13 protein-coding genes are annotated in these 12915 nt (G+C 38.9%); 4 read left to right on the plus strand and 9 right to left on the minus strand.

Annotation, left to right across the window (positions count from 1 at the left end; genetic code table 11):
• Positions 1 to 174 precede the first annotated feature (174 nt).
• The gene (locus tag SOM16_RS10595) at positions 175 to 351 is read right to left on the minus strand and encodes a hypothetical protein (protein WP_320463978.1); all 177 of its coding nucleotides are present in this window, start codon (positions 349 to 351) and stop codon (positions 175 to 177) included.
• Between the two features lie 218 nt (positions 352 to 569).
• Complete coding sequence (locus tag SOM16_RS10600; RefSeq protein ID WP_320463979.1) at positions 570 to 1178, minus strand: hypothetical protein; 609 nt, start codon at positions 1176 to 1178, stop codon at positions 570 to 572.
• 228 nt (positions 1179 to 1406) lie between these two features.
• Between SOM16_RS10600 and SOM16_RS10605 the strand changes: the two genes are divergently transcribed.
• Complete coding sequence (locus SOM16_RS10605) at positions 1407 to 2006, plus strand: ferritin-like domain-containing protein (protein WP_320463980.1); 600 nt, start codon at positions 1407 to 1409, stop codon at positions 2004 to 2006.
• 76 nt (positions 2007 to 2082) lie between these two features.
• On the opposite strand, the gene SOM16_RS10610 is transcribed toward SOM16_RS10605, so the two are convergent.
• Positions 2083 to 3048: an SDR family oxidoreductase gene (locus SOM16_RS10610; RefSeq protein ID WP_320463981.1), complete on the minus strand. Its 966-nt coding sequence runs from the start codon at positions 3046 to 3048 to the stop codon at positions 2083 to 2085.
• 119 nt (positions 3049 to 3167) lie between these two features.
• On the minus strand, positions 3168 to 4223 hold the full coding sequence (locus tag SOM16_RS10615) for an SDR family oxidoreductase (protein ID WP_320463982.1): 1056 nt from the start codon (positions 4221 to 4223) through the stop codon (positions 3168 to 3170).
• A gap of 104 nt (positions 4224 to 4327) precedes the next feature.
• Here SOM16_RS10615 and SOM16_RS10620 point away from each other — a divergent pair, with 104 nt between their 5' ends.
• Positions 4328 to 5116, plus strand: coding sequence for an AraC family transcriptional regulator (locus SOM16_RS10620; RefSeq protein WP_320463983.1), 789 nt, complete (start codon positions 4328 to 4330; stop codon positions 5114 to 5116).
• Between the two features lie 62 nt (positions 5117 to 5178).
• On the opposite strand, the gene SOM16_RS10625 is transcribed toward SOM16_RS10620, so the two are convergent.
• On the minus strand, positions 5179 to 5793 hold the full coding sequence (locus SOM16_RS10625) for a Crp/Fnr family transcriptional regulator (protein WP_320463984.1): 615 nt from the start codon (positions 5791 to 5793) through the stop codon (positions 5179 to 5181).
• Positions 5794 to 5964: 171 nt separating this feature from the next.
• Here SOM16_RS10625 and SOM16_RS10630 point away from each other — a divergent pair, with 171 nt between their 5' ends.
• Both SOM16_RS10630 and SOM16_RS10635 read left to right on the plus strand, forming a co-directional pair.
• Positions 5965 to 7032, plus strand: a complete 1068-nt coding sequence (locus tag SOM16_RS10630; RefSeq protein WP_320463985.1) for an SDR family oxidoreductase — start codon at positions 5965 to 5967, stop codon at positions 7030 to 7032.
• A gap of 151 nt (positions 7033 to 7183) precedes the next feature.
• Positions 7184 to 7732 carry a DoxX family membrane protein gene (locus SOM16_RS10635; protein ID WP_320463986.1) on the plus strand — a complete coding sequence of 183 codons (549 nt, stop codon included), beginning with the start codon at positions 7184 to 7186 and terminating at the stop codon, positions 7730 to 7732.
• Between the two features lie 126 nt (positions 7733 to 7858).
• On the opposite strand, the gene SOM16_RS10640 is transcribed toward SOM16_RS10635, so the two are convergent.
• Genes SOM16_RS10640 through SOM16_RS10655 form a run of 4 tightly spaced genes read right to left on the minus strand, consistent with a single transcriptional unit; the run spans position 7859 to position 12911 of the window.
• Entirely contained in the window at positions 7859 to 8848 is a 990-nt protein-coding gene (locus SOM16_RS10640) for a hypothetical protein (RefSeq protein ID WP_320463987.1), read from the minus strand.
• Positions 8849 to 8851: 3 nt separating this feature from the next.
• Positions 8852 to 10588, minus strand: coding sequence for a hypothetical protein (locus tag SOM16_RS10645; RefSeq protein WP_320463988.1), 1737 nt, complete (start codon positions 10586 to 10588; stop codon positions 8852 to 8854).
• A 38-nt stretch (positions 10589 to 10626) separates the two neighbouring features.
• The gene (locus SOM16_RS10650) at positions 10627 to 11415 is read right to left on the minus strand and encodes a hypothetical protein (RefSeq protein WP_320463989.1); all 789 of its coding nucleotides are present in this window, start codon (positions 11413 to 11415) and stop codon (positions 10627 to 10629) included.
• Positions 11412 to 12911: a hypothetical protein gene (locus tag SOM16_RS10655; protein WP_320463990.1), complete on the minus strand. Its 1500-nt coding sequence runs from the start codon at positions 12909 to 12911 to the stop codon at positions 11412 to 11414. Before SOM16_RS10655 ends, SOM16_RS10650 begins: the two co-directional genes overlap by 4 nt.
• Positions 12912 to 12915: the final 4 nt, after the last annotated feature.

The following is a 12915-nucleotide window of genomic DNA, read 5'->3' on the forward strand; positions in this document are numbered from 1 at the left end:
ATGCTAGCCATTTGATAGTAAAGGTTGCCGCGGAAACACAGAAGTACACAAAATCCAACTTACCTTTTCCGTGCGTTCAGTGCTTCCGTGGCAAATATCTCCTTGTGCATCATACCAAATATGACATTTCAAATTTAAGATACGACCTCTTTCCTCTATCCTCCTCTTTGAATTCTACATTGGTGTAGCAGTAGTGGTGCTATCCATTTGAGTAGTGTCACTAGTAATTGTTGTATCTGTCTGCATGGTGGTAGTATCACTATCCGTGCTCGAACCATCTGCATTTTTTCCTGAACATGCCGTAAACGACAGGGCGATTACGCTGAGCGCAATTAAACTTAGCTTTTTCATATTATTCTGTTTTAAATAAATAGGTATAAAAAGAACCCTCGAAAATAAAAATGTTACGATCTTTATTAAAATCAAGAGTTACTAACACATAAAATCACGTTATTTAAAAAATTATATCGATAAATAGCTTTTTAAACACCATTTTTAATTGAATTTCAAATTTAAATGATTGATAATGAGCTCAATCATTTAAATTTCAGTCAACATATCACTTTTTTTTATTCAGAAGCCATTATTCCTTTTACCAGAAGCTTCCATTGTGGATAAGACAACCCTAGTTTGGCGACACCTCCTACCAGTAGGTTTCGCCCATTATCTAAAAGACTTTCAGTGTCTGTATTTGCCTGTTCATTTCTGCCATGCTCTTCTGCGCTGACCACCCGTTGTTCGCGGCGCACAATAAAGGTTGATGTAGCATCTGCCTGTAGAAAGTGTGCAGGAGAATCTTCTTCAGCTAAAGGCTTTGCACTTGGACGAACCCGAATGGATACAAGCTCCTCTTCACCATTATTTACCTGTACAATTTCTTCAATTCTTACCCAGTCGAAACCATCTCCGGCTGTTGGGCCAGGACCTGGAATATCAATTCTAATGTAATCGCCTTGCGCACCCTCTCTATGTACAGATACACCATGCTCATCGAAAAGCTGAAAATCTGATAAGCCAGATAAATCTCCCCATTTGTTAATACTTAATAACCGCTTACAAGCTATTGCGAAAAACGTTGCGGCCTCACTTATTGTTCCAAAAGTACGGCTTTCTACCGCATCGATCTTGCTTCCTTTCCGCTGTTCTGGAATTGGATTATAGTCCTCTTTTGTTTCCATTCTTAATTGTTTTAAGTTGTGTATTTAGAAAACAAGGTTTAGAATTTAAAAGTTTAACATTTTTAAGAGGGCCTGCCAGTTCCAGCAACTACTTTAATAAATAGTAAATAATTATTGGTGTACAATTAATACCTATATGAAGTACTGGAATTAAAATAAGATTAAAATAGCCAAAACCTTATTCCAACAGGCAGGGTTCTATTCACACATCATACTATATAAAAAACTATGGCAACGACAAAAACAACTGCTAAAAAAGCAACCACAAGTAAAACAGCCCCAGCCAGTAAAGCATCAACAAGTAAAAACGCAACTACTAAAACAGGCAAAATGGAAGATTCAGAATTTCATGAATTTTTTGTTGATGAATTAAAGGATATTTATTGGGCAGAGAAACATTTGGTAAAGGCGCTTCCAAAAATGAAAAAAGCGGCAACCAGCGAAGAACTTGCTGCTGCATTTGAGAAACATACACAAGAAACGCAACAGCATATTGAAACGCTGGAACAAGTATTTGACTTATTAGGTGAGAAAGCTTCTGCCAAAAAATGTGATGCAATGGCCGGACTTTTAGAAGAGGCAGATGGCATTATTGCAGATACGGATAAGGGAACAATGATCCGCGATGCCGGATTAATTTTGGCAGCTCAAAAAGTAGAACATTATGAAATAGCAACCTACGGAACGCTGAAGGTTTTCGCAGAAAACATGGGCCATCAAGAGGTAGCAGATTTGCTTAATCAAACGTTGGAAAATGAAAAAGAAACCGATGTAGCCCTTACTCAGATTGCAGTAAGTTCAATAAATGCTGAAGCTGCAGAAGAATAATTTTTATCCAAAACTTGAAAATTGATATAGAAGCGACATTTCATTTCGAAATGCCGCTTTTTATTTGCCGTTTAAATTACTTACCAAACACTTTTACCAATGCAAGTACCGCTAAAGAAGCGGCAACGCCTGCAATATATTTTCGGTGTGCTTTCGGTTTACCTGGAATACCCCAGCCCCCATGAACGGCATTACCATAGGCAACAGGGGTAAAAATATTTCCATTCGTTGTTGGAATCGGATCTGCTCTTTTTAAATAACCTTTAATTACCGTACCAGCAATAAGTTGGGTAAGTGTTGGAAACAAACCAGCAGAAAATCTGAGTAAAACAGAAACACTACCCATCATTTTTTCTTTTTTAGGATGATCAGCTAAGTCTACAATGGCCAGGGCAAGTCGCTCAGGATCATAAACCGGAGGCGCTGGCTTGAGGTGTTTACCGGTATAATTAGCAGCATGTTGGATTCCTGGGCTATCTAAGAAAGCGGGAAATGCATCACATACAAAAATGTTTGGATAATCGGCAAGCTCTGCTTTCAATGCCTGGCCGAAACCCCTTAGGCCAAATTTACTGGCAGAATAGGCCGCACCCATTGGCACTGCTAAAAAACCCCCAATAGATATATTATTAATCAGGATGCCCTTACCCTGTTTTTTAAAATACGGCATCACAGCATGTGCACCATGCATGTAACCAAGTAAATTGGTTTTTAGCACTTGTGCGGAAACCTCCATTGGCGTTTCATCAAAAGCTCCAACGGCAAGTACGCCAGCATTATTCACCCAAACATCAATGCCAGCCCCAAATTCATCAGCAGCTGCTGCAAGATTTAGCATGGCATGATAATCAGTTACATCTATTTCACGGTATTTAACTTCCGCCCCAAAGATTCTACATTCGTCGGCTACTTCCTCTAAAACCAATAAATTTCTCGAAGCGAGAAATAACCGATCTCCCTTGCGGGCAAATTGTAGCGCGATAGCCCTACCAGCTCCGCTCGAAGCACCAGTAATTACAACTGTTCGTTTTTTAATCTCCATATTAAATTAACCCGCTTTGGAAAGCGATTGTTTTCGAAACCTTTTTTAGCTATTCTTCTTCTTCAAAGTTTAGTGAAACTGATTTATTCTTCAAGTTGCAGGATGATTATCCATACCGATCATGGAATTATTTTCTTTGCCCTTAACTCATCAAATAGTTTATAAAACATTTGTTCAGTATCCATAAATTGATGAAAACCAAGAATCCTTGCTTTGTTTCCATCTGAGAAAAAATCATAATCCCATGAAAATACAAAATCGCTAAATGCCCATGATGAAACCTGATCATAAGCATGCTTTTCCAGGTTATTTTTTTCCTGAATGGTTTCCCATAGTTCAGCTTTATCTGCCATAACAGTTTGCAGTGGCATGTTTAATGGCGGGGCTACTTCCATTTCAAAATAACGGGCAATTTTTGGCCATAAATCATTCCATCTGAAAAGGTCACCATTGGTAATGTTAAAAGCCTGATTAGCACATAGCGGATCCGTTGCCGCCCACACGGTTGCTTTCGCCAGCAGTCCGGCATCTGTAATATCCATCAGCTTATCATATGCACCTGGTTTTCCAGGAAAGCGAAGCGGAAGCCCGAGTGTTTTCGAGATCGTTGCATAAACGGCTATGGCCAATACTAAATTCATCGGATTGCCAATTGCCGTACCGCCCACTACCGAAGGACGCAAGGCAGACCACGACCAGCTTTTCCCAATTTGCTGTTTTTCTAAAAATAATTGCTGATTTACATTAAATTCGGGTGGCATGTGGCCACCATCTGTTTCTTTAGCTGGCGTTTTAAAAGGGCCTAAATGTGCCCCGTAAACCTTATATCCCTGCATTAAGCTAATATGCTTTAAATGATCTGCAACATTTTCAATTACGGTTACCACATTTTTGAGCATGGCTAAGTTTGGCGCAACTAGTTCTGACCAAGTATCCTGATGCTGATATGCTGCATAAAAGATATGGGTGATGGTTGTTAGATCTTTTAGCCTTTCCTTACAATCATCTGCATCTAAAAGATTTACGGACAGATAAGTGGTTTTAGCATTACTTTTCCCTCCCCGCCGGGATAGTCCGATAATTTTCCAATCTTCCAAACTTTCCAGATGCGAAATGAGGTTGCTGCCGATAACACCATTTGCACCCACCACGAGTGCCATATTTTCTTGTTTCATATATAATAATTATTTAATTAAGGTCGGCTTGTGCGACAAATCAAAGTTCTGCTGAAAAATAATTTGACTTTATGTATCAATCTATGATAAGTTTGTACTTATCTATGATTAAGCGTTACAAACAGTTCGAACCCCTTAAAATTTCTGATTTTGAAGTAGCCGAATGGGTACACCCTACTCATCAGCATAACCATTACGAATTAATTTACATTAAGCATGGATCTGGCTACCATTTTATCAATTCGGTCGAGATAGGTTACAAGGGTGGCGAAGTTTTTCTAATCGGACCTGAGGAGGCGCATTCCTTTGTAATTGAGAAAAAAACACGTTTTATCTACCTGAAATTTATCGATCTGTATCTTTATCAGGATGGAAATTCTGATCATTCGGGCATCCGTCATTTAGAATACCTGATAAAAAGCCGCGAGACCCATTTATCTGCTTTTGTTTTTGACCAACAGGATCAGTTAAGTATCAATATACTTTTTGATGTCATCATATCGTTAAAAGAAGATTTGCTAAGGAATGAGCAACTGATCTGGATGCAGGCCCTTTCCATTGCTCATATTTTACAGCGAAATATGCCTGAAATCAAATCAACAGCATACCGAAAGGCAGACCTTCAGGCTGTGTTTTGTTATATTCATAAAAATATCTACCAGCCAGAGAAACTTAAGGCAGAAATAATGGCTGAGCAATTTAAACTCACAAAAGATTACATCGGCCCTTATTTTAAAAAAAATACCGGGTCTACCCTTCGCGAATACATTAAGGCCTATCGAAACCAATTAATTAAACAACGCCTGGCTACCGGAAAATTTAGGTTAAAGGAAATTGCAGCAGCGTTTGGTCTTACCGATGAAAGCCATGTAAGTAAGTTAATGAAAGAGTAACTGGTATCTCAATTAACGAGATATCTTTTTTACTTTCCTCCTTTACTGGCATAGGTAACCATTTACCTTCTGGAAGAAAGATTTTTTTTAATTCGGCTGAGTGTTTCAGGGGCAATGCCCAGGTAAGATGCAATGAGGTTTTGAGAAAGTCGTTCTGAAATTTGCGCATTTGATTCTATCAATTCCAGATATTTTTCTTCGGCCGTGTGGGTTACTGAACTCATCAAACGGCGTTCTTTAGTAACAATACTATTTTGGTAAAGAATTCGAAAATATCGATCCATTACAGGCACAGCTAATGTGAGTGCCTCGTAATCTGCTTTAGAAAGTAAAAGCAATTCGCAATCTTCTATGGCATCAATATTAAACAATGCTGGCTCTTCTGATAAAAAACTATTAAAATCTGAGATCCACCATCCTTCCCATCCAAAAACATTCATATGTTCATTCCCTTTTCCATCAACATTGTAGGTTCTTAGCAAACCTTTAGTTACAAAGGCAAGGGATTTACAAACTTCACCTTCTTCCAAAAGATACTGCCGCCTTTTAAGTTTCTTTGGAATGAAAAAACTGGGTATAGTAGCTTTATCAGTAGTAGTAAGCGAAACTTTTTCCTGAATATGACTAAAAAGTATATCGAACATAGGTGGGATAATGATTACAAAGATAATTTTCATCAGCACAAAATCCTATGTTCTTTAGAAAAACTCTTGATGCAAATCAAGTGTATTATTTGATGCAGGTCAACACTTAAAAACGCGAGTAAGTATAAATTTGTATGTAACTGAAGAACTTTCATCAAACGATGAATTGATCTTAAAAATTAATGAATTTTTAAAATTACTTAAATGGAAAACATAGCCCTAGTAGTCGGCGCAAGCGGCATCACAGGAAGCAATCTAGCTGAAAAACTCATTTCCAACGGTTGGAAAACTTACGGCCTTGCCCGCAAGCCAAATACTAATATTGAAAACCTGGAGCCCGTTGCTGCAGATTTATTGGATCTTAATAGCCTTAAAACTGCGCTGAAAGATATCAAGCCAACCCATATTTATATTACCACCTGGATGCGGAATGATACCGAAGCAGAAAACATTCGTGTAAACGGATTAATGGTGCGCAACATTCTGGATGTTTTATCAGAAAAAAAATCGGTACAACATGTAGCATTGGTTACAGGATTAAAACATTATTTAGGTCCGTTTGAGGCTTATGCAGCTAAAGGTTTTCTACCGGAAACACCTCTGAGAGAAGAACATCCGCGATTGAATATTGAAAATTTCTATTATGCTCAGGAAGACGAGGTTTATGCTGCAGCAACACGGGATGGTTATAGCTGGAGCATCCACAGACCACATACCGTAATTGGAAAGACTGTTGGAAACGCAATGAACATGGGTACAACGCTGGCTACTTATGCCACTATTTGCAAAGAGACAGGGCGGAAATTTACCTGGCCGGGTTCTGCTGCACAATGGAATGGCCTATCTGATGTAACTGACGCACGCATTCTTGCCGAACATTTAATCTGGGCATCAACTACCGAAGCTGCGAAAAATGAAGCATTCAATGTAGTAAATGGTGATGTTTTCCGCTGGAGCAGGTTATGGCATAAAATAGCGGATTATTTTGAGGTGGAGGCCATTGGTTTTGAAGGAGAAATTCATCCACTGGAAAAAGAAATGGAAAATGACACTGATCTTTGGTTAGAGATTGCACAAAAATATAGACTTCAGGAAAACTCACTAAACAGACTGGCCAGTGCATGGCACACAGATCTTGACCTAGGTAGACCTATTGAAGTAATGACCAACATGGCAAAGAGCAGAAAATTAGGTTTTAACGTTTTTCAAGATACAGAAGAAACCTTTTTTGAGTTATTTGATCAACTTCGCCAAGGGAAGTTGATTCCATAAAAACAGCATTTTTATAAACACAAAAAAGCGCCTGGTATGACTAAAATACCAGGCGCTTTTTTTATAGGCCATTAAAGGTTGATCACAACTTTCAGGACTAAACTACCACATCTTTATTTGCGTATATCTTTAAATACCTAAATCAGGCATTATGTTCAGCATCGGAAGAATATCAGAGAAGAGAATTGTTGCCTGGAAGGCAAGAAATGGCATGAATATTTTACGCATTTGCCTTGGCATTATATTCGTTTGGTTTGGTGTACTTAAGTTTTTCCCGGGTTTAAGTTCTGCCGAAGAAATTGCTGGTCGTACCATTTTAAAATTAACCTTTGGCATAGTTAAACCCGCTTTTTCAATGCCTATTTTAGCTATTTGGGAATGTTTAATTGGCCTTGGGTTAATCACCAAAGCCTGGCTTAGGCTTACCTTAATCTTGTTGTACATGCAAATGGCTGGCACCTTTTTACCACTCGTTTTCTTTCCGCATGAAACATTTCATCACTCTTTACTTGTTCCAACGCTACTGGGCCAATACATTATTAAAAATTTCGTTTTGATCTCCGGAGGCATTGTAATTGGTGCCACGCTACGCGGTGGTAAATTGATAAATGTGCCGCTGCCTGAAGAAAAATCGGTTAAGCTTGAAAAAAGATTCGGCCGCATCAGGAGATTAATTGCAGAGAAGGATGCTTCCATTTAACCAAACCATTCAACGGATTAATTTACAATGAAGAATTGAGTCTAGTTTAATTCAAAAATCACCAACTCTACAGGCAGCTTGCTTAGAGCGTTGGTAAATTATGCGAATATGTGAACCTTCTTATGTTTATAAAGTTGTTCTGAATGAAGTAACTGTTCCATAGGATGTACCCGCCGAATTTATTGCATAGGCACGAACATAATAGGTTGTGCCACTAGCTAATCCGATAAGTGTACCGCCCGCAGCGCCTATTCCCGAACCGTTATTGGTATAACTGTTAGAAAAAATTGTGGGTAAGGATGTACTTGCCGAATAACATAAACCTTTTGATGAAATTGCTCCGCCGCCATCTGCAGTTACTGTTGCAGAAATACTTGCAGCATTTCTGCTAATCGAATTTATGGAAACCGTACTTACTGTAGCCAGTTTTACTGGAGTGGTAGTGAAAATAATTTGTTCGCCATAAGCCGTTCCAGCCTGATTAGTAGCATATGCTCTGACATAGTAGGTTGTTCCTGGGTTGAGCGAGGAAATATCTCCATTAAAAAAACCTGTTCCACTTCCTGAAGCAATTTTGTTATTTAGTATGGTTGGAGAAGTACTGGTACTCCAACATAAACCACGGGTACTTACAAATCCGCCACCAGCTGAAACTATGTTTCCACTTCCTAGCGCCCCAGTTAGCGTAACATTACTAACACTATTGGTTACAACTGTCGCCAATTGATAATTAATAGTTTTAAACTGGATATTTTCACTGTACACAATCTCGTACCTGGTTTGAAAATAAGCCCGCAAATAGTAATTCGTTCCTGGTATTAGCCCGGTAATTGTTTCGGATATTGATCCCGTTCCATCACCCGTACCACGATTGGAAGATGAAGTGGTTGGATTAATAGTTGTTCCCCAGCAGATTCCTTTTTCGATTACATCGTTACTTTGACCGCCATCAATATTTGTATTGATCATGGCACTTACTTGCGTAACAGATGATGCAATTGGTTTAGCAACAGTGATCATACTACTTTTCCCGACAGGTACAACCATTCCTTTTTCACAGCCAGACATTAAACCAATAGCCAGGATGATAACATATATTATATTTTGTATTTTCATTATTTATAAATTGAATCCAACCCCGATATTAAAATCTGTATACTTAAATTGTAAACTACTTGCTCCACCCATCAGGTTAAAGAACCCCAGGCGAAGCATTAGTCCAAGCTCTAACTCCGCTCCTTTATAACTTTCGCCCGTATGAGATGCGTAACTTTTGTCATAAGAACCATTATCGCCATATTGATACTGATCAATTCCCCACAATAATGTCCTGGTACCATAGCCCCCGCCCAGATAAGCTGAAACTTTATATCCACCCAAAAAGATGCCTGCTGTGTAGGCCGATCTTTTATTAACGATTTCACCATTATAGCTGTAATAACCAGTCACATTATAATCCGTTAAGTTGACATCATTGGTTTGGAATGCTGCAGTCGTATTGTTTTTGCTGGTTAGCTTTATGCTTGCAAACCAGCCTATTCGGCCTCCGCTACCAATGGTGATTTTATAGTTATCTGTTTTCCCCACATTTGAAGGTTCCGTAAAAATAACTCCGCCGTTCACAATAAAACTTGTTTTGCCAGATCTATTTATGGGGTCTTGATAAGGCTTATTACTTACGGAGATTGTCCTGGAAATAAATTCGGTCTGGTTACAATCTCCTTCGGCCCTTACAGAGAAAACTTCATCTGCATATAATCGTCCGGTTGAAAGTGTTGCTCCTATCCCCACTTGCTGTAAGGCCGGTTTGCTTCCCTTATACCAAACCCATTGCGCACCGGGTGCCAGGTAGCCACCCCCAATTTTTAAAACACTTTCAGCACCATAGCTAATACTTTGAGTACCTTCTATACCATTAGGAATGTTAGATTTATTGTTAACCACGATTTGAAAAGACTGACAAACGGTTTGATCATTACCATTTTCTGCACGGACAAAATAAGTGGTTGTTCTTTCTGGCGAAACATTTATGGATGATCCTTCACCAATTTTATTTCCAACGCAACTGCCTACATACCAAACCCATTTAGCCTGACCAAACAGTTTGCCACCACTTACACTCAAAGTAATATTTTGTTCGCCTTCGCATATGATATTTCTCCCTAAAATGGTTTTTGCTGCCAAGCTTCCTTGTTTCACCTTGATCTCCGTAGAAATACAGGAAGCAGGATTAGTATCTGATGCACGAACAAATACAGTAGTCGTTCGGTCAGGCGAAAGTTTAATGCTTGTGCCTTTGCCTAATAACGTTCCATCACACGCTCCATCATACCACATCCAACTTGCACCGGGCCTCAAGTACCCTCCTTTTAAGATTAAGATGGTGGAGTCCCCACTTTGAATATCTTTTTTGCCATTAATCGCAATAGGCTCCATAGAAAATGCTGCCTTAGGTTGGTATGATCCGATATCTGGTAAATCATCAGCTACCCTTACTTCATTAAAATAATTAGACATTTTCTTAGACGTAAAAGAATTTTCTATTGGCGTGATGACGCCTGCTTTGGTTTTTTTGAAGATATGTAGGCTATTAATCTGGGTTTTTAATTCATTATCGCAATTAAAAAAATCAAATCTCCAATTGATATAATAATCCCTTATGGGTTTGATCCGGGTTATCCTGTACCTGAAATAGGATGATTGACCTGTACAGCCATCAAGAGATAGCAGGTATTCGATTTCAACATGGATATTTTTATCAGAATAGAGCGTACCCTTTGGCTTCCATTGGTTTTGCGCTTGTAATGTACCTGCACATAAGGCTAAAAAAAAAGCGAGAAGTATATATTTAGACATATATTTTTAGTTATTATTTATTCATTTTTTTAATTCAATTAATAAGTATCAATGGTGAGCGGTCCATTGCAGAGTGATCTGCTAAAAGGATCGCTGGAAGATCTTGTGGCTACTTGTTTGGCCTCATAGAAATATTGGATTCCATTAGCAATCACCTTGCCGCCAGATCCTGATAGCGCATACTGACCAGGCTGGGGAATAAATATAGATTCCCAACGGCTCCATTCGCCACCGTTTTCTTGAGTGGTACGGAAGAAAAGCCTCACACTATCTGATCTGACCGTAACACTAACTCCAGTCAATTTTTTCTCACAGCTTTCAGGCTTTGGAAGATTTTGCTCAGCTTTCCACTCAACTTTCTTATTCAGTAGCTGTGATCGTTTTTTAGGTTGAATCTGAGTTTTAGCATCAGCACTCAACTGACTTGAATCTACCAGCTGATTGTTGTTTTCTTCCTTAGCTAAAAGTTCCTCTGTTCTCTGGCTCATCTGTCCATATGGTCCGGATGCAAGTAAAAGTCCAACAATTAAAATCGCTATAGGAATACCTCCAAAAAGACTTATCTTTTTATCAAGCTTGAACTTTTTTGTAGCCACTACCGTTCCAAACACAGCGCCAATCAGCAATCCAAAAAGGCTCCATATAAATACCGGAGAATTTGCACCTAACAGACTAAAAGCATGATCAATCAATACAAAGGCATTATACGCTAGCGCACCGAAGAAATTATGAAAAATAAGTAAGAGCATACCTGCGATTATATATTTCCATGCATGTTTGTCTTTTGTACTTTCAGGTACGATAAATGGTCTTACTGGTGGTTTCATATTTGCTCTATTTTTTTAATTCTCGGCCATGCCAGTAACGGAACCAAAATGGCTATGATAAATATTAAGATATAAATCAGGTGATTGGAGGGAACCTGCGCACTGATGTTATTCCAAACCAACTGTGGTTTAAGCCAGCTATTCCCGCTATTGGCTGCCGCAGTTAGCAACCTAATGATGCATAGAAATATTGCACCCAAACCACTGTATCTTAACAGGCAAAGCATAAATCCCCGCATTGGGAACACGGTTTTAAGGGCAACCGGAATATAGATGGATTGGTAATCGGTTTGGATTTTCAGCGAAAGTGTATATAAATGATCTTTGATCAGCTTTGAAGGATCTACATTTAAAATGAATGTAACGGAATCCTTTCCTTCAAGATCAGACAAAGTCAAACTATTGGGAGAAATCCAGACTCCGCGAGTCTCATGATCAAAACCAACTTTTGCACGTACAAATCCTTTGTTGTGTAGGTGGACGACAATTGGGTGAAAAAGTGGTTTATCCTGAATATTAATAAATGAAAGTTCTTCTACAGCAGCTGATAAATCAGGAACTTCCATTTCTGGCGCCAACACTTCAAGCAGTTTTTGTACCAGATTTCGGGAAAGGTCTTCACTTTTCTTTTCTACTGCCCGGAGTTCTGTTGCGTACTTTTTAAACTTAGAAATGATTTCACCCATCCCTTTTCTTTCGAGCCATATGCCTAATAAACCATGATCAAAAGTAGCTAAAAGTGGTAACCAAAAGCTGGCATCTCTTCTTGCCCTTGTCACTAAATCTCCTGGCTGTAAGAAAAGTTCGTTTTCTACATAAAAAGGATAATCCGGCTCAATTGTATATACAAAATAAAGAAAATCCTGAAAGGACTCGCCCGCAGGTAATATGGTAAGGAGATCATTAAAGCGGCGATGGATCCAGATTTGCAGGTGCCCGACAGCAAATTTATTATAAAGCTCACTAAAAAAGTCGTGGCCCATCCAACCACGATCCAGAAGTTCCTTAACAGTAGAGAAAGACTCCTCTCCTACTTTAAATGGCAGTTCTGCATTTAACTGATAACATATTTTGAGAAAACGTTTTTCGCTATTCCGCTCTCCGGTATGGAGATCCATCATCTCCATGGCCAGGTCAACATTCTGATGACTGAGGTAGGTTACATTCTCTTTAAGAAACACTGCATCTTCCAGGTATTTTAAGGCTTTAACCCTATTTTTATAGAGTACTTCGCCCAGCTTTTCCAGGCTCATTACTTCTATTCCAAAAATATGAATCGGCCTTACCACCCGATCCCTTCCTTGTCGCTCATCCCTCAAAGCATCCCAGTTGATACTTAGATGAATTTCCTGTAATAAAGAACTGAACTGACGGTTATCCAAACCAAGCGTTTGTGCCTGTTTTTTTAAATGGGTTTGATCTGAATCAGACAGGATGCCAATTTTTTCAACTAATAGGTTCCTGATGGTCTTCTTAAATGCGCTAAGTTCTTCCATTTTA

Origin of the sequence: Pedobacter sp. CFBP9032 (genome assembly GCF_034045265.1) — a bacterium.
GTDB lineage: Bacteria > Bacteroidota > Bacteroidia > Sphingobacteriales > Sphingobacteriaceae > Pedobacter.